General features: G+C 65.8%; 24 protein-coding genes. 13 read left to right on the top strand and 11 right to left on the bottom strand.

What is annotated here, in order from left to right; all coding sequences use genetic code 11:
• Positions 1–87: 87 nt before the first annotated feature.
• Positions 88–1,104, bottom strand: coding sequence for a formylglycine-generating enzyme family protein (locus VFG17_RS00235; protein WP_325027472.1), 1,017 nt, complete (start codon positions 1,102–1,104; stop codon positions 88–90).
• Between the two features lie 74 nt (positions 1,105–1,178).
• On the opposite strand from VFG17_RS00235, the gene VFG17_RS00240 reads away from it, so the two are divergent.
• The 4 genes from VFG17_RS00240 (at position 1,179) to VFG17_RS00255 (ending at position 5,696) form a co-directional block, all read left to right on the top strand.
• Positions 1,179–1,514 carry a hypothetical protein gene (locus VFG17_RS00240; RefSeq protein WP_325027473.1) on the top strand — a complete coding sequence of 112 codons (336 nt, stop codon included), beginning with the start codon at positions 1,179–1,181 and terminating at the stop codon, positions 1,512–1,514.
• 160 nt (positions 1,515–1,674) lie between these two features.
• A complete protein-coding gene (locus VFG17_RS00245; protein ID WP_325027474.1) occupies positions 1,675–2,883 on the top strand; it encodes a CoA transferase in 1,209 nt (402 codons plus the stop codon).
• Between the two features lie 3 nt (positions 2,884–2,886).
• On the top strand, positions 2,887–4,101 hold the full coding sequence (locus VFG17_RS00250; protein WP_325027475.1) for an acetyl-CoA C-acetyltransferase: 1,215 nt from the start codon (positions 2,887–2,889) through the stop codon (positions 4,099–4,101).
• A 2-nt stretch (positions 4,102–4,103) separates the two neighbouring features.
• Entirely contained in the window at positions 4,104–5,696 is a 1,593-nt protein-coding gene (locus VFG17_RS00255) for an acyl-CoA dehydrogenase family protein (protein ID WP_325027476.1), read from the top strand.
• Here the strand turns inward: VFG17_RS00255 and VFG17_RS00260 are convergent.
• From VFG17_RS00260 to VFG17_RS00275, 4 genes are all read right to left on the bottom strand, one after another.
• The gene (locus VFG17_RS00260) at positions 5,693–6,856 is read right to left on the bottom strand and encodes an alginate lyase family protein (RefSeq protein WP_325027477.1); all 1,164 of its coding nucleotides are present in this window, start codon (positions 6,854–6,856) and stop codon (positions 5,693–5,695) included. The genes VFG17_RS00255 and VFG17_RS00260 overlap by 4 nt on opposite strands.
• Positions 6,853–8,028 (bottom strand): alginate lyase family protein, encoded by a 1,176-nt coding sequence (locus VFG17_RS00265; RefSeq protein WP_325027478.1) that lies wholly within the window; start codon positions 8,026–8,028, stop codon positions 6,853–6,855. The genes VFG17_RS00260 and VFG17_RS00265 overlap by 4 nt, the downstream gene beginning before the upstream one ends.
• A gap of 77 nt (positions 8,029–8,105) precedes the next feature.
• Positions 8,106–11,027, bottom strand: a complete 2,922-nt coding sequence (locus tag VFG17_RS00270) for a TonB-dependent receptor (RefSeq protein ID WP_325027479.1) — start codon at positions 11,025–11,027, stop codon at positions 8,106–8,108.
• Positions 11,028–11,185: 158 nt separating this feature from the next.
• On the bottom strand, positions 11,186–12,340 hold the full coding sequence (locus VFG17_RS00275; RefSeq protein WP_325027480.1) for a glycoside hydrolase family 88/105 protein: 1,155 nt from the start codon (positions 12,338–12,340) through the stop codon (positions 11,186–11,188).
• 126 nt (positions 12,341–12,466) lie between these two features.
• Between VFG17_RS00275 and manD the strand changes: the two genes are divergently transcribed.
• From manD to VFG17_RS00305, 6 genes are all read left to right on the top strand, one after another.
• Entirely contained in the window at positions 12,467–13,678 is a 1,212-nt protein-coding gene (gene manD, locus VFG17_RS00280; protein ID WP_325027481.1) for a D-mannonate dehydratase ManD, read from the top strand.
• A 124-nt stretch (positions 13,679–13,802) separates the two neighbouring features.
• Positions 13,803–14,510, top strand: coding sequence for a FadR/GntR family transcriptional regulator (locus tag VFG17_RS00285; protein WP_325027482.1), 708 nt, complete (start codon positions 13,803–13,805; stop codon positions 14,508–14,510).
• Positions 14,511–14,614: 104 nt separating this feature from the next.
• On the top strand, positions 14,615–15,094 hold the full coding sequence (locus tag VFG17_RS00290; protein ID WP_325027483.1) for a helix-turn-helix transcriptional regulator: 480 nt from the start codon (positions 14,615–14,617) through the stop codon (positions 15,092–15,094).
• Between the two features lie 58 nt (positions 15,095–15,152).
• Entirely contained in the window at positions 15,153–15,527 is a 375-nt protein-coding gene (locus tag VFG17_RS00295; protein WP_167920589.1) for a hypothetical protein, read from the top strand.
• 25 nt (positions 15,528–15,552) lie between these two features.
• On the top strand, positions 15,553–15,966 hold the full coding sequence (locus tag VFG17_RS00300) for a hypothetical protein (RefSeq protein ID WP_325027484.1): 414 nt from the start codon (positions 15,553–15,555) through the stop codon (positions 15,964–15,966).
• 27 nt (positions 15,967–15,993) lie between these two features.
• Entirely contained in the window at positions 15,994–16,500 is a 507-nt protein-coding gene (locus VFG17_RS00305) for a MarR family winged helix-turn-helix transcriptional regulator (RefSeq protein ID WP_325027485.1), read from the top strand.
• 70 nt (positions 16,501–16,570) lie between these two features.
• Here VFG17_RS00305 and VFG17_RS00310 read toward each other — a convergent pair whose 3' ends face one another.
• The 6 genes from VFG17_RS00310 to VFG17_RS00335 form a co-directional block, all read right to left on the bottom strand.
• Positions 16,571–17,314, bottom strand: a complete 744-nt coding sequence (locus VFG17_RS00310; protein ID WP_325027486.1) for a FliA/WhiG family RNA polymerase sigma factor — start codon at positions 17,312–17,314, stop codon at positions 16,571–16,573.
• Positions 17,304–19,427, bottom strand: coding sequence for a flagellar biosynthesis protein FlhA (flhA, locus tag VFG17_RS00315; RefSeq protein ID WP_325027487.1), 2,124 nt, complete (start codon positions 19,425–19,427; stop codon positions 17,304–17,306). The genes VFG17_RS00310 and flhA overlap by 11 nt, the downstream gene beginning before the upstream one ends.
• Positions 19,424–20,254, bottom strand: coding sequence for a transglycosylase SLT domain-containing protein (locus tag VFG17_RS00320; RefSeq protein WP_325027488.1), 831 nt, complete (start codon positions 20,252–20,254; stop codon positions 19,424–19,426). The genes flhA and VFG17_RS00320 overlap by 4 nt, the downstream gene beginning before the upstream one ends.
• A gap of 79 nt (positions 20,255–20,333) precedes the next feature.
• On the bottom strand, positions 20,334–20,639 hold the full coding sequence (locus VFG17_RS00325) for a hypothetical protein (protein ID WP_325027489.1): 306 nt from the start codon (positions 20,637–20,639) through the stop codon (positions 20,334–20,336).
• Positions 20,639–20,938: a flagellar biosynthesis anti-sigma factor FlgM gene (gene flgM / locus VFG17_RS00330; RefSeq protein WP_325027490.1), complete on the bottom strand. Its 300-nt coding sequence runs from the start codon at positions 20,936–20,938 to the stop codon at positions 20,639–20,641. The genes VFG17_RS00325 and flgM overlap by 1 nt, the downstream gene beginning before the upstream one ends.
• A gap of 170 nt (positions 20,939–21,108) precedes the next feature.
• Positions 21,109–21,618, bottom strand: a complete 510-nt coding sequence (locus VFG17_RS00335) for a flagella basal body P-ring formation protein FlgA (protein ID WP_325027491.1) — start codon at positions 21,616–21,618, stop codon at positions 21,109–21,111.
• Positions 21,619–21,875: 257 nt separating this feature from the next.
• Here VFG17_RS00335 and VFG17_RS00340 point away from each other — a divergent pair, with 257 nt between their 5' ends.
• Genes VFG17_RS00340 through VFG17_RS00350 form a run of 3 tightly spaced genes read left to right on the top strand, consistent with a single transcriptional unit; the run spans position 21,876 to position 22,925 of the window.
• On the top strand, positions 21,876–22,217 hold the full coding sequence (locus tag VFG17_RS00340) for a flagellar basal body rod protein FlgB (protein ID WP_325027492.1): 342 nt from the start codon (positions 21,876–21,878) through the stop codon (positions 22,215–22,217).
• The gene (gene flgC / locus VFG17_RS00345; RefSeq protein ID WP_295321643.1) at positions 22,214–22,621 is read left to right on the top strand and encodes a flagellar basal body rod protein FlgC; all 408 of its coding nucleotides are present in this window, start codon (positions 22,214–22,216) and stop codon (positions 22,619–22,621) included. Before VFG17_RS00340 ends, flgC begins: the two co-directional genes overlap by 4 nt.
• Before the next feature lies 1 nt (position 22,622).
• Positions 22,623–22,925 (top strand): flagellar hook assembly protein FlgD, encoded by a 303-nt coding sequence (locus VFG17_RS00350; protein WP_037557408.1) that lies wholly within the window; start codon positions 22,623–22,625, stop codon positions 22,923–22,925.
• Position 22,926 lies beyond the last annotated feature (1 nt).

Consider the following 22,926-nt stretch of genomic DNA (forward strand, 5'->3'; position numbering starts at 1 on the left):
GGCTGTGTCTGACGGTCGGGACGAAGACCCGTTGCGCAAAGCGTCGCGCCCGCGGCGCTGCCGATGAAGCTACGGCGCGTCAGCATGTCAGGCCTTCGGCGTCTGGTCGTAGACGAGACGGAAGCCGACATTGCTCGTGCCGAGCCCCGGATCGCGGCCCTGCCGCGAGGCGGGGCGATAGCGCTGGCAATAATTGGGGGCGCACAGGTAGCTGCCGCCCTTCACCGTGCGCGACGGCATGCCGGGATTGAAAGGGTCATAGGCATTGTTTTCGCTGGGGCCCTTCGGATTGTCCCTGTCGTCGGGATCATGGCCGGGCTTGAAGAAGTCCGACGTCACTTCCCAGACATTGCCTACCATGTCGTAGAGGCCGTTCGGATTGGGCTGGTAGCAGCCGACCGGCGCCACACCCTTGAACCCGTCGCTTGCTTCATTGTAGTTCGGAAAGGCGCCCTGCCAGCTGTTCGCTTCGGTAGGTTGGACGTTCTTGGACCGTGCGCCCGCGCTCGCGGCATATTCCCATTCGGCCTCGGTCGGAATGCGCCCGCCCGCCCATTTGGCATAGGCGACCATATCGTCCCATGCGAGATGGACGACGGGCTCGTTCGCGATTTGATCGGGACCGGTCGGACCATAGGGTTTCTTCCAGTTCGCGCCGGGGACATATTTCCACCAGTCGGCATAATTGTTCGACGGGAAATCGGGCGGCGTGAACACCGCCGATCCCGCCTTCAGCATGTCGGCCGGGATTTGCTCGACGGGTACCTGGAACTGTTTGGGATCGACCGGCTTCTCCGCGACGGTGACATAGCCGGTCGCATCGACGAACTTCGCGAACTGGCGGTTGGTCACCTCGTGCGGATCGATCCAGAAGCCGGCGACCGTCGTCTTACGCACCGGCCCCTCTTCCTCATAGACATCCTCCTCGCCCATTTCGAACGTGCCGCCCGCCAGTTTCACCGGCGTATCGGCGACGCCCGGGCAGCTGCGCGCAACCTTGGCGCCGGTCGCGAGGCTGTCCGTTTCGGCGGCATCGTCGCCGCACGCGGAAAGCGCGAGCAGCGAGGCAATCGCAACAAAGGATAGCGAGGATATTCGGATCACATTGGGTCTCCACTCGGGAAGTCTTGATAGATAATCGCCGAAGCAGAGGCTGAACGGCCGAGCGCCGCCGGTCAATGCATCGCGACCGGCGTCCCTGTCCGCATCTTCGCGCCGCCGAAGCCCCGACTCCGGATGCTGTCCTGCATAGCCGCGGGCTGACCGTCAACGGCCGGTTCGCGCCCGGTAACTCGATCGGCACGCTCAATGTCGCGGGCAATCTCGCGCTCGTCGTCCTCGATGCGTCGCTGCGCTACACCGGGACCGCGGTCCAGCTTCATATCGTGCGCAACCTCGATGCGAAGGATCATGTCGAAAGCCGGTTGCGGAGCCCGCTCTCCGCTAGAAAGTTTCGACCAAGCGTTCGGCAATCCTGGCCACGGCGCAATCCGCATTTCAGCTTTATTCACTGATAATAATGGCTTAGAGTATTAAAACGGGCTCTGGTATAGAATGGCGCGGGCTGTTAGTACCGATTCCGAAGGTAGAGGCCGGGGTTGGAATCCCTTCGGGGGGTGCCGGATAGCTTCGATCGGCCGTTCGGGCCAGGGACCTTGGGGAGACAGGCGCCGGATGTACGACTTGCTGGCCGGCCTGTCGGTGATCGAAGCTTCGTCCTTTGTCGCCTCTCCGACCGCCGGGCTTTACTGCGCGCAAATGGGCGCCGAAGTGATCCGCGTCGACCAGATCGGCGGCGGTCCCGATTTCCGGCGCTGGCCGGTGACCGCGTCCAACGACTCGCTCTATTGGGAAAATCTCAACCGCGCGAAAAAGTCGGTCGCGCTTGATCTCGGCCGGCCCGAAGGGCGCGAGCTTTTGCAGGAACTGGTGCGCGCGACCGGGCAGTTCGTCACCAATTTTCCTGTCGGCGGCTTCCTGTCGCACGACAAGCTCGCCGAGGGGCGCGCCGACCTGATCACCGTGCGCGTGATGGGCTGGGCCGACGGCTCGCCCGCGCTCGACTATACGGTGAACAACAGCGTCGGTTATCCGATGCTGACCGGGGCGGGACCCGATCCGGTCAATCATGTGCTGCCCGCATGGGATTTGCTGACCGGCGCTTATGCCGCCTTCGCGTTGCTCGCGGCGATCCAGCGGCGGAGTGTCAGCGGCGAAGGCGGCGAGGTGCGCATTCCGCTCTCCGATGTCGCGATCGGCACCGTCGCCAATCTCGGCGGGGTAGCGGAAATGCTCTATTCGGGCGAAAACCGGCCGCGGCTCGGCAATGCGGTTTATGGCCTGTTCGGGCGCGATTTCGTGACGCGCGACGGGCGCCGCACGATGATCGTCGTCGTGACGCCGCGCCAATGGGCGAACCTCATCGCCGCGCTGAACCTCGGCGAAGCGGTTGCGCGAATCGAGGCGGAACGCGGCGTCTCTTTCGCGGCCGACGACGGGCTGCGCTTCGAACACCGCGACGCGCTCTATCCGCTGTTCGAGGCGGCGATCGCGGCGCGCGACCATGACGATCTGGCCGCCGCCTTCGACGCCGGGGGGATCGTCCATTCGCCCTATCGCACCATGGTTGAGGCGGTCGAGGACCCCGCGCTCGTCGCCGGCAATCCGATCTTCGGCAACGCCCACAACCCTAGCGGTTTCGCCTATCCCGCCGCGGGCGCCTTTGCGACATTGCCGCAGCGGGATCGCCAGCCGCCGCGCGCCGCACCGCGCAACGGCGAGCATAGCGAGGAAATATTGGCAGATCGCCTGTCGCTTTCGAGCGCCGAGCTTGCCCGCCTGATCGATGCCGGTATCGTCGGCATCGCAAACTATGGAGATTAAAGAATGACCCTGCGCCGCGCCGCCATCGTCGCCCCGATCCGGACCGCCGTCGGCAAGTTCGGCGGCGCGCTTTCTTCGATGACCGCGGGCGAACTCGGCGCGGTGATTTTGAAGGCGCTGGTCGAGCGGACGAAGATCGACCCGGCGCGCGTCGACGATGTCGTTTTCAGCCAAGGCTATGGCAATGGCGAGGCGCCCGCGATCGGCCACTGGTCGTGGCTCGCGGCGGGCTTGCCGCTCGAGGTGCCGGGCTATCAGCTCGACCGCCGCTGCGGTTCGGGGCTGCAGGCGGTGATCAACGCCGCGATGATGGTGCAGACGGGCATGTCCGACGTCGTCGTCGCGGGCGGCGTCGAATCGATGTCGAACGTCGAGCATTATTCGACCGAGATTCGTAAAGGTGTTCGCGCGGGCAACTTGACGCTGCACGACCGGCTGACGCGCGGGCGGTTGATGTCGCAGCCGGTCGAGCGGTTCGGGGTGATCAGCGGCATGATCGAGACCGCCGAGAATCTGGCGAAGGATTATGGCATCACGCGCGAGGCGGCCGATGCCTATGCGGTGCAGAGCCACCAGCGCGCGGCGTCGGCGTGGGCGAAGGGGCTGTTCGACGACGAGCTGGTGCCGGTCGAGGTGCCGCAGAAGAAGGGCGAAGCGATCGTCTTCGCGCATGACGAGGGGTATCGCGCCGATGCGACGATGGAGACGCTCGGCAAGCTGCGTCCGCTCGAAGGCGGCGTCGTCACCGCGGGCAATGCGAGCCAGCAGAATGACGCGGCGGCGGCGTGCCTTGTTGTCGCCGAGGACAAGCTCGGCGAACTCGGATTGGAACCGATCGCCTGGTATCACAGCTCGGCGGCGGCGGGCTGCGACCCGAGCCGAATGGGAATCGGGCCGGTGCCCGCGGTCGAACGGCTGTTCGCGCGCAGCGGGCTCGGCTGGAGCGACATCGACCTCGTCGAACTCAACGAAGCCTTCGCGCCGCAGGTGCTCGCGGTGCTGAAGGGCTGGGGTTGGTCGGACGACGACAGCCGGGGCGAGATTTTGAACGTCAACGGCTCGGGCATCTCGCTCGGCCACCCGATCGGCGCGACCGGCGGGCGCATTCTCGCCAATCTGACGCGCGAGCTGGTGCGCCGCGACGGGCGTTACGGGCTCGAGACGATGTGCATCGGCGGCGGGCAGGGCATCGCCGCGATCTTCGAGCGCGCCGCCTGAGCATGGCCGATTTGCGCGAGGCGCTGGCGGCGGCGCAAGCCTATCGCGGCGCGGCGCGGGCGGCGCTGGCCGACCGGCTGGCGGCGCGGCCGATCGACGGCGAGCAACGCGCGGCGCATGGTTTCGCTTGGGTCGCGACGACGGTCGCGGCGCTCGAAGCGACGCTCGGCTGGTGCGATTCCGGCTCGGACTCGAACCCGCTCGATGCGAAGATCACCACCGTCGCTTTTGCCGAAAGCATCGGCCAGCTCGTCGGGGGTCTGCCGATGGGGCAGAATGAGATGTTCCGTCCCGCCGACCTCGGGCTCGGCGCGGCGGCGCGCACGCTCGCCGATGCCTGCGCGAGCCTGCTCGACGTCGACCATGGTGCGAGCCGCGCCGAGGTTGCGTCCGCGCTCGCCGCTGGGCAGTGGCCGAGCGAGACGCTGCACGATGCCGATCTCGACGCGATCCGCGAGCAATATCGCCGCTTCACCGACGCCGCGATCGTGCCCAACGCGCACGGCTGGCACCTCGCCAACGCGCTGATCCCCGACGCCACGGTTCAGGCGATGGCCGACCTCGGCACCTTCGGCGTGTGCATCCCCGAAGACTATGGCGGGCTCGGGCTCGGCAAGCTCGTGATGTGCATCGTCACCGAGGAATTGTCGCGCGGCTGGATCGGCGCGGGATCGCTCGGCACACGGTCGGAGATCGCCGGCGAATTGATCGCGACGGGCGGCACCGACGCGCAAAAGGCCGAATGGCTGCCGAGGATCGCGAGCGGCGAAATATTGCCCACCGCGGTGTTCACCGAGCCCGACGTCGGGTCGGACCTGGGCTCGCTCCAGACCCGCGCCCGGCGGAAGGGCGATCAGTGGGTGATCGACGGCGCGAAGAACTGGATCACCCACGCCGCGCGCTCGGATCTGATGACCTTGCTCGCGCGCACGCTTCCGCAAGCGAAGGGCTACGCGGGGCTGTCGATGCTGCTCGTGCCCAAGCCGCGCGGGACCGACGCCGACCCCTTCCCCGCCGACGGAATGAGCGGCAGCGAGATCGAGGTGCTCGGCTATCGCGGGATGCGCGAATATGCGCTGCAATTCGATGCGATGTCCGCCCCCGCCGATGCGCTGCTCGGCGGCGCGGAGGGGCAGGGGTTCAAGCAATTGATGCGCACCTTCGAGGGCGCGCGGATCCAGACCGCGGCGCGCGCGGTGGGGGTGGCGCGGCGCGCGATCGAGCTCGGGCTCGATTATGCGCTCGCCCGCAAGCAGTTCGGCAGGGCGATCATCGACTTCCCGCGCGTGGCCGACAAGCTGGCGATGAGCCTCGTCGATTTCGTGATGGCGCGCGAACTGAGCTACGCCGCCGCGCGCGCCAAGGACAGCGGCAAACGCTGCGATATCGAAGCGGGGATGGCGAAGCTGCTCGCCGCGCGCGCCGCCTGGTCGAACGCCGATGCGAGCCTGCAGATCCACGGCGGCAACGGCTATGCGCTCGAATATGAGATCAGCCGGATTCTGTGCGACGCGCGCATCCTCAATATTTTCGAAGGCGCCGCCGAGATTCAGGCGCAGGTGATCGCGCGCGGACTGGTTGAGGGTCGCAACTAGAGCCAGAGCAAAGGCTGGCGGACGGGGAAGTTGCGCACGACCTCCCCGATCGCGGGGTCGGGGTCCAGCCGCTGCCAGAGCGCCAGCCAGTCGCCGCGTGCCTGCGCGAGGCCGCCGAAGAGCAGGCTCGGCTGGCGCACCGGGAAGCCGTCCCAATATTCGATGTCGGGGGGCAGCGGCCATTTTTCCTTGTCGGCGATATAAGGCGCCATCCACGCGATCGCGCCGCCGATCGAGCGGCCGTCGGCGGTCTGCCAGCCGATGAGGTCGCCGCCGCCGAGCAGCCACGCCGACGCGGCGAGCACGTCGAGGTTGAAGAGCGAATAGGCGTAGGGCTTGGTGCGTGCGAGTTCGAGCGGCTGGCGGCCGTCGGGGTCGATCTGCGTCGGGATGATGATCGACTTGAGCCGGGTGCGGGCATCGGCGAGGATGTCGTCGCGCCCGAGCAGTGCGGCGAAGCTTGCCGCCTGCAACAGCCAGCAGGTGCCGTGGTTGTTTTCCTCGTCGCGTTCCTCGGTGCCGAAGCGCGAGGTGGTGAGCCAACTCAGATAAGAGGCGAACCAGCCCTCGACGCCCGCGCGGATCGCGGCATAGCCCGGCGCGCCGTGCCGCGCGAACAGCGCCGCGGCGCGCGCGACCTCGACGATCTGCAGCGTGTCGATCACCCCGATCGCGCGGCCCGTGTTGACGCCGATGATCGCCTGCGCATGGTCGAGGTTCGGGTTCATCCGCGTCGTCGGATCGACGAACCACGCCGCGAGGTGGCGCATCGCGGCGTCGGCGAAATGCCGCTCGCGAGTGAGATCCCACAGCGCGGCGAGCGCGGGGACGGTGCGCCCGAAAGCGATCAGCGCGTCGCGGTGGCCGTCGAACTTGTCGGGGTTCGAGCGGCCGTCGCGGCGTATATAGGCGCCGCCGGGGTTCGCCGGATCGGGCCACCAATAATCGCCCTCCGAATAATAGTCCTGCCGTCCGGCGGGGCTGCGCGGTGCTGCGATCGCCGCGATGGTGCGCGGTTCTGCACCAAGCAGGGCTTCGGCCTGCGGCAGCAGGCGGCGGCGCTCGATCGCGCGAATGTCGAGTGTGCCGGGCCGCGGGCGCGCCCATGCGACGGGCGCGGCGAGCAGCGCGGTGAGGAGCAGGGCGCGGCGGGCGATCATGGGGCACCCTTTGGGGAGACTTGGCGGCGCAACAACAGGTCGTCGCCAACGACGCGCGGATAGGCGCCCGGACCCCAGGCATCGTCGGCGTGCACGAGCAGTTCGTCGAGCACCGCGGCGGGCCAGCCCTGTTCCTTGTACGGCCAGTCGGCGGCGCGGCCGCGCCAGGCGGCGACATAATCGGTCGCCTTGCGCAGCGAGCGGCCGCGTTCGTCGGCGCGATAGAGGTCGACGCCGAGGCACGCCGCGCTGTCGGCGACAGTATAGGCGGCGGAGAGCGCATAGAGCGAATAATGGAAGCTGCGCGTTCGCGTCAGCTCCTCGGGCAAGGCGCCCGAGCGATCGACTTGCCGCGCAAGGCGCGTTCTGGGAAAGGCGGCGGCGATCCGACGTGCGACATCGGGGCGCCGCGCGAACAGCGCGAAGCGCGCGACCTGCGCGTCGTACCAGAGGCCATGGTTGTTCGAAGCTTGGCCCTCCGCCCTGCCGTTCGGACTCGTCAGCATCCAGTCGACATAGCGCGAAAACCAGCCTTCGAGCGCTGAGGTTTCGGCCGGGGTCAGCGCCCCCGAAGGCACGATCAGCCCTGCCGCGTCGATCACCGCGATGAAGCCCGCGCCGTCGAGCACGCCTTCGGCGCGGCCGTTCGACACGCCGGGCACGGCCTGCGCGAAGTTCATATTCGGGTTCATCATCGTCGCGGGGTCGAGGAACCAGGTTCGGATGACGCGCGCCGCGCCGTCAGCATATTTTCGATCGCCGCTGTAATAATAAGCGAGGCCGAGCGTGTCGGCATCGCGCACCATGCGCGCGAGCGCGGCGCGGTCGAAGCGGTCGCTTTCGATTTCGGGATTGGTGTCGCCGTCGCGGCGGACATAGGCGCCTTTCGGATTGGCGGGGTTCGGCCACCAATAGCGCGCGAGGCTGACATAGTCGTGGCGGTCGCCCGATACGGGGACGCTGCGCTTGCCGGTCACCGACGCGGGTTTGGCCGCGAGCGCCTTGTCGGCGCGGGCGATCAGGTCGCGATAAGCGGCGCCGATCGCCGGATCGTTCGGCAGCGCCGCCTTGATCGCTTCGAGATCGGCGGGGCGCAGTGCGAAGGTGCGGCGGCCGTCAAAGGATGCCGAATAGCCTTCGCTCGCGTCGCAAACGGGCGCCCCCGGCGGCAAGGAAAAAGCCGCCGCCGCGGACGGAGTCGCGGCGGCGGCTAGGATAGCCCAAGGGAGTCGGGCTAAAGTCGATGGCTTCACAGGCGGACCCGGAAGCCGAAGAAATATTGCGTGCCGCTGCGCGACACCTCGGCGATGCTGTCGTATCCGCCCTTGTACATGATGTCGTTGGTGCCGGTGACGTTGAGCGCCTGCAGCTTCAGCTGGACATTGTCGGTGAGATTATATTGCGCCGACAGGTTGATATAGGTCGCGCCGCGGATCTCGCGGTTGGTGCCGCCGTTCGGCTTGTAATAGCCCGAGCGGTAGCGAAGATTGGCGCGCAGCGAGAGGCCCCATTTTTCGAACCACAAAGATCCGCTCGCGGTCCATTTAGACAGCCCGATCAGGTTCGCCGGATCGACATAATCGGCGATCGGCGAGGTGTCGGGATATTCGAAATTGGCGAAGGCGCGGTTGACCGATCCCTGGATGCCGAGGCCGTCGAGCGGGTCGGGAAGCCAGGTGAAGGCGTGGCTCGCGGTCGCCTCGATCCCGTAAAGATGCCGCGTTTCGCCGTCGTTGGTCGGCGCGACCGGCGCGATGGTGACGGTCTCGGTCACCGGCGCGCCGCCGTCGCGGATCGTCGTGATCGTGATGTCGGAGGGGATCGGCTCCTCGGCGCTGATCACCGTGCCCTTCGCCCATTTATAATAGCCGGCGATCGAGAGCAAAGTGTCCTGCGACGCATAGAGCTCGAGGCTCGCGTCGAGGTTCCACGCGCGCAGCGGCTTGAGGTTCGGGTTGCCGGTCGTGGCGTCGAAGATGATATTGTCGAGCCCGGTCCCCGCGGAGGGGTTGAGCCGGATGCCCGCGCCGAAGCTCTCGATTCCCGACCGTGCGATCGCACGATAGGCGGCGAGGCGCAGCTTGACCTCTTGCGACAGGTCGAAGGAGATGTTCGCGCTCGGCAGGAAATAATTATAGCTGCCCTTGGCGCGGTTGGTCAGCAGCTCGCCATTCGGATCGGGGTCGACGCTATAGCTGTCGCCGGCGGTGTCGATCGTGATCACATAGGGCTGGCGATAGCCGATCGAGGTGATGTCGGTCTTGACCCAGCGCAGCCCGATATTGCCGCTGAACGGCACGCTGCCCGCCTGCGATTCGAAATTGGCGAGGCCGTAGAGCGCATAGATGCGTTCGGTGACGTCGATGTCGCTCGGATCGCGGCCGTCGGTCGGATAGGGCAGCGCGTCGTCGCCGCCGGTGAAGGTGCGGAACAGGCAGTCGTTGTCGAAGGTCGCCCAGCGTGTGACGTTGGTGCCCATGCCCTGCATGTAGCTGGTGGTGGTGAAGGGCACGCGGCAGTTCCGGTTCGCCTGCGCGATCAGCTCGGCCGGGGTCGTGCCGTCGATTGCGGCCAAAGTATTGAGGTCGTTGTTGCGCGCATTGTCGTTGGTGCGGTGATGGTCCGAATAGCGGCCGCCGACCTTGACCGAGGTGATGAAGCCGTCGAGCTCGCGCTCGATATCGAGCCGCCCGGCCCAGATCCGGTCGCGGCGGTCGGTGACGAACCGGTTGCGCGCATAGACCGAATTGGCGGCGGTGGTCAGGAACAGGTCGTGGTCGGTGATGTCGAAATCCTCGAACTCGACGACCGGCACGACATCGTCGTCGAGATAAGTCAGCGTGTAACCGACGCGGCGGTTCGAGCGCATGCGCGTCGCCTTCTGCGTCTCGGTGCGGTGGCTGTCCGAATAGGATCCGTCGAAGCTGACCGTCCAGCGATCGGGGGTCCAGATCAGATTGAGGCCGCCGCCCTTGTAGGTTTCGTTGCGCTGGCGCGTTTCGAGCTGATTCTCGATATTCGAATTGCCGCGATAGCTGATCAGCGCGCCGGGCGAATAGCCGTTGCTGCCGTTGCCGATGACCAGCGGCTCGAGGCCGCGCAGCCCTTCGGGAATGCCGAGCACGTTGCGGTCCTCGAGGCTGCGGCGCTTCGAATATTGGCCGTCGATCGCGATCTCGAACTCGGGTGACGGGCGCCACTGAATCGCGCCGATCAGCCCGTCGCGGATTTCCGAGGTTTTCTGCGTGCGGAAGCTGCGCGACGAGGTCGGGAAATAATAGTCGCCGATCGTCTCACCTACGGTCACGCCATTGGCGGTGCGCGGCCCCTCGGCAAAGGTGCAATTGACATTGGCGCCCGCCGCCGCCTGCGTCGCGGAATTGCCCGTCAGCTGCCAGGGATTGTCCGCCGACGTGTTGCAGAGCTGAAAGGTCGAATTGCCGTTGTAATAATCCTCGGGCGCGGTCGTGTCCTGACGCTGATATCCGATCGACACGCCGATGTCGCCGAGCCCGGTTTCATATTGGTCGGTGTAGGAGAAATTGGCGCGATAGCCGAGCCCGTCGTGCTGATAGACGTCGTCGTCCTGCGGCTGGAAATCGCCGCGCACCTCGAACTGAATGCGGCGCTTGCCATAATCGAGCGGCTTCATCGAGCGAAGCTCGATCACCCCGCCGACGCCGCCCTCGAGGAAGTCGGCGCGCTGGGTCTTGTAGACGAGAACGCCGTTGACCAGCTCGGACGGGAACTGCTGGAAGGCGACCGAGCGGTCGGGCCCCGCGGTCGATACCTCGCGGCCGTTGAAGGTTGAAAAGCTCAAGGTCGGGCCGAGCCCGCGCACCGACAGTTCGTTGGCATTGCCCTTGAAGCGGTCGGCCGAGACGCCGACGATGCGTTCGAGCGTGTCGCCGACCGAATTGTCGGGGGTCGCGCCGATCTCTTCGCTGACGAGGCCGTCGACGACGACATCGGCGGCGCGCTTGAACTCGATCGAGCTGCGCTGCGTCGCGCGCGTGCCGGTGACGAGGATCTCGTCGCCGCCATCGACCGCTGCCGCCGGCTCGCCTTCGATTTCGGCGGGTGCTTCCTGCGCCCATGCGGGCATGGCGGCGAATAGCGCCGCGGACGCCAGCAAGGCGGCGCGGGTCGGCAGGACCGATGGTGACTTCATTTCCCTCTCCTTTTTTGCCGCCCCTGAACTTGCGGCGCGGACCCGGTTGATACCGGTGTCAATTTCAGTTGTTATACAACTTGTGAGATGTATTACAACTTTAAAAGGAGAAGTCAATCATCCGCGCTGACGGCCGGGATGAACCGAAAACGCCGCGTTTATCGCGGATTTGCGCGCTTTTTCGCCAGATCGTACATCGCGGTTCCCGCGAGCAGATAGGCGCCGCTGCCGTAGAATTGTGTCTCCTTTGCCGAGACGCTGTCGGGGCGGTCGCCGACCTGCTGGACCCAGCCGAGCATCCCGTCGGGCTGGACCGCGCGGCCGAGCGCCGCCCAGCCGCGCACTGCGGCGGGCTGGTAGGTCGCGCGGTCGAGCAGGCCATTATCGACCCCCCACGCGAAGGCATAGGTGAAGAAGGCCGTGCCGCTCGTTTCGGGCGGCGTGCCGGGGTCGTTGTCTAGCAGCGAGGCGGGCCAATAGCCGTCGGCCTTTTGCAATGTCACGATCTTCGCCGCGATGTCCTTGAACAATTTCTCATAATAGGGGCGCTGCGGATCGCTTTTGCCCAGCACCTGCAGGACGCGGACGAGACCGCCCATCACCCAGCCGTTGCCGCGGCTCCAGAACAGCTTGCGTCCCTTCGCGTCGCGCATGTCGAAAAAGCGGCTGTCGCGAAAATAGAGTTTTTCCGAGGGGTCGAACAGATAGTCGGTCGTCGCCTTCCACTCTTCGTGGACGAAATCGGCGTAACGCTTGTCGCTCGTTGCCTTGGCGAGCCGGAGCATCGTCGGCGGCGCCATGAAGAGCGCGTCGCACCAGCACCAGCGATCGGTGCAGGTCGACGTGCCCTTGCCGGGCGCGACGGGGATGAATTCGAGCCCGATCGTCGGCCGGTTGGCGAGCACATGGTCGAAATAGGCGCGCATCGGGGCGATCGCTTTCTTGCCCTCGCCATTTCGCGCCGCCCACAGCCACGCCTGCCCGATCAGCTGGTCGTCGGCGTGGAAGGGAAGGTAGCCCATCCGCCATTGTTCGGCGCGGCCGAGGTCGAGCAGCGGCTTCGCATATCGCCTGTCGCGGTTCGCGAGTTCGGTCAGCGCGACCCAGAAGGTCGCCTGCTGCCAGTCGCGCACCTCCTGCACGCTCTTGCGCGCGGCGGGCATCGTCGCCCAGTTGGTGCGGTTCGCGAGCTGCCAGTCGGCGACGCGGCGCGTATCGGCGAGGATCGCGGCGGGCTGCGGCACCACCGGCTCGGCGGGTGCCGCCAAGGCGGCGGGAGCGGTCATCATCATGGAAAACAGGCTCAGCGACATGGCATATCCTCTCCCTTTCAACCCGGCGGGCTTTTCGCCTTGACACCGGTGACATTTCTCTTTTCTTTTCGGTCGTGTGTCAATAATGTTGTCACACAACTAGCGCATTTGGCCAAAGGGGATGGAATGCCGAAGATCGTGTCAGCCCGGGTTATCCTGACCTCGCCGGGCCGGAATTTCACGACGCTGAAGATCGAATGCGACGACGGCACGACCGGCGTCGGCGATGCGACGCTCAACGGCCGCGAGCTTGCGGTGGCGGCCTATCTTTCGGAGCATGTCGTCCCTTGTCTGATCGGGCGCGACGCGCACCGGATCGAGGATATCTGGCAATTTCTCTACAAGGGCGCCTATTGGCGTCGCGGGCCGGTGACGATGGCGGCGATCGCGGCGGTCGACATGGCGCTGTGGGACATCAAGGGAAAGATCGCGGGGCTGCCGGTCTATCAATTGCTCGGCGGCGCGGCACGTGAGGGCTGCATGGTCTATGGCCATGCCAATGGTACGACGATCGCCGACACGATCGAGGCGGCGCTCGATTACCAGCGGCAGGGTTACAAGGCGATTCGCCTGCAATGCGGGGTGCCGGGGATGGCGTCGACCTATGGCGTCAGCAAGGACCGCTATTTCTACGAGCCCGCCGACAATGATCTGCCGACCGAGAATAGCTGGTCGACCGCGAAATATATGCGCGTCGTCCCCGACCTTTTCGCCGCGGCGCGCGAGGCGCTCGGCTGGGACGTGCATCTGCTCCACGACATCCATCACCGGCTGACCCCGATCGAGGCGGCGCGGCTCGGCAAGGATCTCGAGCCTTATCGCCCCTTCTGGATCGAGGATGCGACCCCGTCGGAGGATCAAGAGGCGTTCCGCCTGATCCGCCAGCACACGACGACGCCGCTCGCGGTCGGCGAGATCTTTTCGTCGGTCTGGGACTGCAAGCATCTGATCGAGAACCGGCTGATCGACTATATCCGCGCGACCGTGCTCCACGCGGGCGGCATTACCCATATGCGCCAGATCGCCGCGCTCGCCGACCTGCATCAGGTCCGCACCGGCTGCCACGGCGCGACCGACCTGTCGCCGGTGACGATGGCGGCGGCGCTGCACCTCGGGCTCGCGATCCCCAATTTCGGCATTCAGGAATATATGCGCCACACGGCCGAGACCGACGCGGTCTTTCCGCACGCCTGGCGCTTCGCGGACGGCATGCTCCACCCGGGCGAGGCGCCCGGTCTCGGCGTCGAGATCGACGAGACGCTCGCTGAAAGCTTTCCCTATGCCCGCGCCTATCTGCCGGTGAACCGGCTCGAGGACGGCACGATGTGGAGCTGGTGATGCGGCCGACGATCCTTGCGGTCCTTGCCTTCCCGTACCGGACAAAATCGCTTCGAACCTCGAACGCGTAATTCGTGGGTACGGGCCCTAGCCAGCTTCGCGGTGCGATGATAACGCAGCATCCATGGCGGTAACCAAGGCGGCATCGCTGGCCGATGATCTGGTCCAGCGTTTCGAGGAACAGATCGAAACGGGCGAAATGCCCGTCGGATCGCGTTTCCCGACCGAAAAAGAGATCACCGAGACGTTCGGCGTCAGCCGCACCGTCGTGCGCGAGGCCTATTCGCGGCTCGCGGCGCGCGGCCTGCTGGTGTCGCGGCGCGGATCGGGCGCCTATGTGCCGGATGGCGCGCAATATCGCGCCTTCCAGGTCACCGCCGAGGAAATCGGCGAGATCGACGATGTGCTGCGGCTGCTCGAAATGCGCATGGGGTTCGAGGTCGAGATGGCCGACCTCGCGGCGCGGCGGCGGACCGACGCCGACCTCGCGGCGCTGCGCCGGACGCTCGACGCGATGGAGGAAAGCCGCGACGTCGATGCGTCTGTCGCCGCCGACGCCGCCTTTCACGCCGCGATCGCCAGCGCGACCGGCAATCCCTATTTCCTGCGCTTTACCCAGTTTCTTGGCGTGCGGCTCGTGCCGTCGCGGCGGCTCTATCTGCAGGGCGACGATCCGGACCGGCACCAGCGTTACGCGCACACGATCAACCGCGATCACGAGGCGATCGTCGTCGCGATCGAGGCGAGCGATCCTGTCGCCGCGCGCCGCGCCGCGCGCCGGCACATCGAAAAATCGATCCAGCGCTATCGGACGCTCAAGGAGAGCCGCTAGCGCCGGCGAATCGGGCGCCGCAGCGGTGGCCGAATATGGGGCGGACGGGAAATTAGCTAGCTACCGACCTTGATTTCGACTCGTGATGCTCTATTCCAACCCCCGTGCAAGGCGACCCCGACAATTATCTCAGCCTGCTGTCCGCCGCGCAGATCGAGACGCTGCGGCACGTTTACGAGCATAAAAATTCCAAGCAGATCGCGCGCCTGATGAATGTGTCGCCGCACACCGTCGATGAGCGCGTTCGGCGCGTGTTGAAAAAGCTCAATGTTTCCAACAGGATCGAGGCAGCGCGAATTCTGGCTGTTAACGGTGTCTTCGACAATGTTACCCCTTATCAGCCTTTGACATATCAATTGATCGACCTAGGCGAGGTTCCCCCGGCCGCCGATGGCGAACCGGGGCGCAGTTCGTTTCGGCGATTTTTCGACATTGGTTCGCCATTTCCTACCGCGTCCCAGCCGGCCAACCGGCATGGGTTGATGGAACGGATAATCTGGCCGATCCTGATCGCAGTAGCGACGATTTTGGCTTTCTCCGCCCTCTATTCGATCCTTGTCGGACTCGGTCGCGTTCTGACCTGAAGTTCGAACGAATGCTGCGGGGGGGAACCGGTAGCATTCTTTTTCAAGGAAAAAGATGATGCTGAATCAACGAGTTTCTGCGGCGAAGAAGATCGCTTCCGAGCTGCATCTGGCCGAAGACGCCATCGACGAAGCGATGATCCGAATCGCGCAGCTCGCCGCGACGCTGCCCACCGCGCGCCGCGAGACGAACATGTCGGCGATCGTCGGCCAGGAAGCGATGGCGAAGGTCGCGCAGGCGCTCGCCGCCGCCGGCGAGGTTCGCCAGCTTTTGACCGACGCGCATCTCGCGCTGACCGTGACGCAGAAGGAAGTCGGCCTCGGCACGCGCATGTTCGGCGCGGGCGTCAAGCCGGCGAGCGCGAAGCTGGTCGACGAAGGCAGCAACGACCGCCAGGGCGCCGACGCGCCGGCGTTCGCGAAGGCCGGTTGATCCGCAAGAAAGGTTGACTGCCACAATGTGGTCCGTGGCGATCTATTATGCCGTTCTGCTCATCACCGTGGCCGTCGCGATCCGACGCGGCGGACCGCTCGAACGCTGGGCAGCCTATACGGCATTGATCGCCTCGGTCCTCACGACGGCCGTGACGCCTTTCCCGACCTGGACGAACATCGAGATCAATATCTTCATCATCGACGTACTGGTTCTGATGAGCTTCTGGTTCATCGCCATGCGGACGCAGAGTTTCTGGCCTTACTGGATCACCGGATGGCAGCTGATCGCCATTTTCGGGCATATCCAGAAGCTCATGTTCTCGGAGATATTGGCGCGGCCCTATTCGCTGCTCTCGGTTTATATATCCTATCCGATCCTGTTGCTGATCATCTACGCATCGGGGTCCTACAGTCGGCGGAATGACGTTACGGCCTGAGATGTGGCTCCCCAGGGGCATCGTCACATGCAGCCATTTTCGAATGAAGAAATCGCCGAGCTGAAATCGCGGGTCGATCAGATCCACGAGCTGCTCGCGAGCCGCGGCGAAGAATCGCCGCCCGTCGCCGCGCGCGGCGGCGAGCGTGTTCGCGGCGACGCGCCAGCCGGCGGCGCGGGTCTGCTCGACCAGCTGTCGCTCAGCATCCAGATCCGGCGCATTCGCCGCAGCCATTTCGGCACTGCCGAAATATCGGGAGCCGTCTGGGACATGATGCTCGACCTGATGCTCGCGGGCGCCCACGGCCGCGTGCTCAGCGCGAGCGATCTCGCGACCGGTGCGGGGGTTCCGCTGTCGTCGGGGCTGCGCATGATCGCATCGCTCGAACAGCGCGGGCTGGTGCACCGCTCGATCGACGAGCGCGATCGCCGCCGCACGATCGTGCGCCTGAGCGAAAACGGAACCGAGCGCATGGCGAGCTATTTCGAAAAGATCGGCGGCGTCCGCCAGGCTCTTCCCCCGCTGGCGGCATAGGGCGCCTGCTCCAACCCCTTGGGATCGGGTGCGCAGGGCGACTGGTCGCGCGCACCGCATCCGGTCCCTCCTATTCGGTCATTTCCTTCATCATGCGATCGACCTTGATCATCGCCTCGCGCTTGATCTGGCAGATGCGCGCGGCGCTGACGTCGAGCGTCAGGCCGATTTCGTGCAGGTTGAGCTCTTCGAAGAAGTAGAGTTGGAGCACCATCTGCTCGCGCTCGGACAGGCGGCCAACGCACTGGCGCAGCGCCCCCATCAGATCCTCCTGCTCGCAGCGTTCGTCGGCGCCGGCATCCTCGTCGGCCGCGAGGAAGGCGCCGATTTCGGTCAGCTCGTCGAGCGAGGTCGAGCGGCCGTGCGTCGCATTGCGTTCGAGCGCGAAATAATCCTCGGCCGACATGTCGAACGCGACCGCCATCTCGGCGGCGGTCGGCGCGCGCATCAGTTGCTGTTCGAGCGCGCCGCGCATCGCCTGGATTCGCTTCGCGGCGACCATCGCCGAGCGGCCGACGTCGGCCTCGCGGCGCAACTGGTCGATCATCGCGCCGCGGATGCGCGTCGTCGCATAGGTCGCAAAGGCGAAGCCGCGCTCCTCATAATGGCGGCTCGCTTCGATCAGCGCGATCAGCCCGGTCTGGATCAGATCGTCGAGCTCGCTCGTCCGCGACACGCGCGAAAAGACCTGCCACGCGATCTTGCGCACCAGCGGCGCATATTCCGCGACCAGCGCCTCGACGCTTTCGCCATAGCCACGCGTACCCGGCGCTCGGCCGCTCGCGGCAAATTGCTCGGCGGGCTCAATTCTCATGCACTTGGTCCTCCATGTGGCCGTCGGGCCCGGACGCGAGGCGCGGCACTTCGGCGCCGATCGTCGCGACGATTTCGGTCTGCTTGGTCGCCGGAATCTCGAGGTAGGAGATGACCGCGACGTCGGGGAAAGTGGCTCGCACGAGGCGCGAGAGCGCCGAGCGGCAGATCGGCGAGGCGACGAGCGCGAAGCTGCGCGTCTGGAGCAGCAGCGGCTCGACCGCCTGCCCGACCTGTTCGATGATCGTCATCGCCATGCCATGTTCGAACGGCCATTCGGCGGCGGGATTGGCGCGCACCGCCTGGTTGAGCAGCATCTCGATCTCGGGGCTGAAGGTGACGACGGGCAGCGGCATCCGGCTCGGCACGATCGTCTGGACGATTAGCGCGCCGACGCGCTGGCGCACCGCTTCGACGAGGTCGATTTCGCCGAGCTGCTGGCCCGACAGCGCGACCATCGCCTCGGCGATCTTGCGGAAATCGCGTAGCGGCACGCGCTCGACGAGCAGCGATTTGCAGAGGCTCGCGACGCGCGGCAGCGAATAGCCCTGTGGACTGAGATTCTGCGCGAGCTGCGGATAATGCGTCTTGAGATTGTCGATCAGCGCCTGCGCGTCGTCGATGCCGAACAGCTCGGCCGCCGATCCGACGATGCTGTTGTTGAGGTGGGTCGCGACGACGGTGGCGGGGTCGACGACGGTATAGCCCGCCGCGATCGCGTCATTCTGCATCGCCTTCGGAATCCACAGCGCGTCAAGGCCGAAGGTCGGATCCTTGCACGGTCGCCCGGTCACCTTGGTGACGAGGTCGCCCGAATCGAGCGCGAGCATTTCGTTGGGGAAGACCTCGTCCTCGCCGACGATCACGCCGGCGACCGAGATGCGATAGACGTTGCCGGGCAGCGACAGGTCGTCGCTGACCTTCACCGGCGGAACGACGAAGCCGAGTTCCTTCGACAATTGGCGGCGGATGCCGGTGATGCGCGTCATCAGCGGCGATCCCTTGCGTTCGTCGACGAGGGTGACGAGCGCATAGCCGATCTCGAGCTGGCACGCGCTCGCGTCGCTGACGTCGGCCCATTCGATGAGCGACGGGTCGGGCGCGGGGGCGGCGGGTTCGGGCAAGTCGGCGACCGCGGCCTCGGCGCGGCGAAGTTGCCAGCCGATCGCGAAGGACAGCGCGGCGGCGGGCAGGATCAGCATCTGCGGCATCGCGGGGACGAGGCCGAGGATGAAGAGGATGCCGCCGACCGCCATCCAGATGACGGGCGAGGAGAATTGGCTGCCGATCTGGCCGCTGAGGTCGAAGGGCGAGGATACGCGGGTGACGATCGCGGCGGCGGCGATCGAGAGCAAGAGGGCGGGGATCTGCGCGACGAGCGCGTCGCCGATCGCCAGCGTGATATAGGTGCTGCCGGCTTCGGACAGGCTGAGCCCGTGGCTGAAGATGCCGAGGATCAAGCCGCCGACGATGTTGACGAACAGGATCAGGAGGCCCGCGACCGCGTCGCCCTTCACGAATTTCGAGGCGCCGTCCATCGAGCCGTAGAAATCGGCTTCGGTGCCGACTTCGACGCGGCGCGCCTTCGCTTCTTCGGGGGTGAGCAGCCCGGCGTTGAGGTCGGCGTCGATCGCCATCTGCTTGCCGGGCAGCGCGTCGAGGGTGAAGCGCGCCGACACTTCGGACACGCGGCCCGCGCCCTTGGTGATCACGATCAGGTTGATGATCATCAGCACGAAAAACACGAACAGGCCGACGATATAGTCGCCGCCGATCAGCACCTGGCCGAACGCTTCGATGACGTGGCCCGCCGCCGCGGTGCCTTCGTGGCCGTGGACGAGCACGACGCGCGTCGAGGCGACGTTCAATGCGAGACGGAATAGGGTCGCGAGCAGCAGAACGGTCGGGAAGGCCGAGAAATCGAGCGGCTTCGACGCCTGCAACGCGACCATCAGGATCAGGAGGCTGATCATGATGTTGGCGACGAAGCTGATGTCGAGGATCAGCGGCGAGACTGGGATCACCATCAGCCCGACGACAATCAGCATCCCCGCCGGCAGCGCCGAAACGCTGGCGAAACGCGAGAAATTGCGGATGTTGAAGCCGGCGGTCATGCCGCGCCTCCCGAAAGCGAGGCGAGCCGCCGATAGGCATCGGCGGCAAAGCCCATCGAGAGCTTTTTGGGCATAGGCTGGATATCCATCATCTGGAGCGGCGGGCGCCCGCCACCGGCGGGGCTCGCGAGGCCGCTCGAGCTGCTCGCCTGCGCGTGCCAGCTCGAAGGAGCGAAAGGCTTCATATTTTCGGTCTTGCCGCCCTCTTCGAGCTTCACGCGAAAACGTTCGCGGATCTCGGCGAGGCTGCGCATGCTGCCGTCGCCGGCATAAAAGACCGACCGGTTCGCGGCCGCCGCCTCGGGCATCATCGACGCGCCGGGCTGGTCGGGATTGGCTGCGAGCGCCGTCAGGAATTTGGCGGCGCCGCCGCTCCCCAGGAAGTGCGCGAGATAGAGGTCGACCGGCTCGGCGCTGCGGCCGATCCGGCTTTCGAGATAGGCGCGATTGTCGCCGGTCAGCGCGGCGGCCATGTTCGATGAGGCGGCGGGATCGTCGCGCAGGTCGAAGATCTGCTGGCGAAGCGCGGGATCGGCGACGCTCAGCCTGCCCGACGCGTCGCGGCCGATCGCATCCGCCGCCCAGGCGAGGCCATGGTTGGCGCCGTGGCGGTCGAGGGTCGCGAGCCAGGTCTGCTTGGTGAACTGATAGAGGCCGCGCGCCGATGAGGTCGACGCCCGGGCAGCCGGATTATAGGCGCTCTCGACGCGCGCGACGTCGAACAGATAGTCGAAATCGATTCCCGACCGCGCCGACGCATTCTGCACCGCGTCGAGCACGGGGGCGGCGATGCGGTTGGCGCCCTGGGGATTGTTGATTGCGTTCATGGCTCTGGTTCCGCTTGTTCAGCAGACCAAAAGCAATCATCGTGCCATTTCCCGTAAGTGCGCGGAAATTGTCTGGTTATCAGTAGCTTAAAGCCGCCCCGCGCGGCCGCGTGCCGCGGATTTCGTGGCTCTTGTCAATCCTCTGACGCGTCCAGTTCTTCAATATGTTGACGCGCACCGCAGCGGCTTCGAGCTGGTTCAGCGTCTGCCCGATCAGCGCGCGCGCGCGGTGCTCGCTGCCCGCGGGGATCGCCGCGCCGCGAAACAGGATCACCGCGGTGGCGAGTTCCTCGGTCGCGGCGATGATCGCGCCGGCATCATGGCCGTCGAGCGCGCCGACGAGCGCATTGAGCCGCGACTGAACCTCGTCCATCTGCGCCAGCATCATTCGGCCCCGCGGCCGTGAAAGTCGAGCATCGCGCTCGCAATGATCGCGGGGTGGACGCCATAGCTGCCGTTGGCGATCGCGGTGCGCAGCGCGGCGACGCGCGCGACGTCGACTGGCGGCGCCTGGTCGGCAAGGCTGTTCGCGAGGCGCGTCAGCTTCGCGGTCGGGAGATTTTCCTGCGCCGGCTGGAGCTGTGCGGGGGTGCGCATCGCCGCGACATTTTCGCCGGCGATCCGGCGCAACGGGCCGGTGCGGCCGACGCCGCCCACTGGTCCGATCTTGCTGTCACCCGACATAAAAGCCTCCATCCGGTGCCGTCAGAAAAGTGACGGCGCGGTTCACGAAGGCTTTAACGGACGGTGCTTGCGGCGATTAAGGCGGCCGATCGCAAAAAAACAAAAGAAAGGCCCGGCGCCGTCGGAAAGCCGACAGGCCGGGCCCGATGGGTGGGTTGTGAGGGCGAGGATCAGTCTTGCAGGACGGCCCGGCCGGGACCGGTGACGGTGGCGCTGAGCTTCGACCTGTTGTCCTCGCCCTTGAGCGTGATGGTCTCGCCGACGCGGCCGTCCTCGGCGGCGATCGCGGCATAGCTGATCGAATAGCTTTGCGTGTCGATCGTGACGCGGACATTGTCGCCGCGGCGGATCACCGGTGCGCTCTGCGCGGGTCGGGCATAGCTTGCCGCCGCAGGCACGGCGTCGACGGGGCCGGTCATCGGCACACGCAGGCGCCAACCGAGCGGGGCGCAGCGCACCGCGAGCGTGTGCGCGTCGATCGCGGTGATCGACGCCTGTTCGGGACAGCGGGCGAGCTTGATGCGGCGGTCGATCGGGGTCGCCGTGCGGCCCAGGGCATTGGCGACCGTCGCGGTTAGCGTGTCGATCATTTGCCAGTCCTCGGTCGCCGGTTGGGCTTCGGCGGAACTCGGGGCGGCGATGGCGCAGGCGGCAAGGCCGGCAAGAATTTTGCGGGACAAGGTCGATCTCCTTCGGTCCGGTTGTTCGCCCGATAAAGTGCAGGAAGCGTGCCAGTCGCCGTTCGCTGCGGGGTTTTCGCGAGAAAGGCAGCGCATCGTCGGTTTTTTGACGAGCACCAACGCGCCTCGCTTCGGATCATATGTAACCATCTGAATTACTTAGATAAAATCATTTTGGCACGCCCATTGCATCCTGCCTTGGTGTTTTTCCGCGCGTCCGGGCCAGCCGGCCGGATAGCGGCAAATGAAGGAACGGGATGATGGCATCCGAGAAACTCTTTGGCCTGCATGCGACGGCGCTCCAGCTGCGCAGCCAGCGCATGATGATGCTCGCGTCGAACATCGCCAATGCCGCGACGCCGAATTACAAGGCGCGCGACATTGACTTCGCCAAGGCGCTCGACCTCGCGCAGCAGGGCGCCTCGACCGACGGCGCGATTTCGTATCGCGTTCCCGTCCAGGCGTCGCTCGACGGCAACACCGTCGAGATGGCGACCGAGCAGACCGCCTATGCCGAAAACGCGCTCGCCTACCGGTCGAGCCTTTCTTTCCTCAGCGGCCGCATCAACACGCTGTCGCGCGCACTGAAGGGCGAATGACGATGAGCAATTTCTCGGTCTTCGATATCAGCGGCCGCGCGATGTCGGCGCAGCTCGTCCGGCTGAACACGACGGCATCGAACCTTGCCAACGCGGGGACGGTCGCGGGCAGCGAGGCGGGTGCCTTCCGCTCGCTGAAGCCGGTGTTTCGCACCGTGATGGACGACCATGGCCGCGCGACGGTCCAGATCGACCAGGTCACGACCTCGAAAATGGCGCCGTCGAAACGCCACGACCCGTCGAACCCGCTCGCCGATGCCGACGGCAATGTCTGGGAAGCCGCGGTCGATAGCGCCGCCGAGCTGGTCGAGATGGTCGAGACCGCGCGCCAGTATCAGAACAATGTCCAGGTCCTCGAAACCGCGAAGGGCCTGATCAACGAAACTCTCAGGATGGGACAGTAAGATGGGCGTCAACAGCATCACCAACAACAACCCCGTGATCCACCCCAAAGGCACCAGCCAGCAGATGGATCAGAGCGATTTCCTTCGCCTGATGACCGCGCAGCTGTCGCAGCAGGACCCGTTCAACCCGGTCGATAATCAGCAGATGGTCGCCCAGATGGCGCAATTCTCGAGCCTCGCCGGGATCAGCGAGACCAACAATGTGCTCGCCCAGATTTCGGAACAGCTGACCGCGCAGACGCAGCTGCTCAAAGACATCAAGGCCGCCACCCCGGCGCCCGCCCCCACCACCCAGGAAGGATAAG

This window comes from Sphingopyxis sp., assembly GCF_035686825.1.
GTDB lineage: Bacteria > Pseudomonadota > Alphaproteobacteria > Sphingomonadales > Sphingomonadaceae > Sphingopyxis.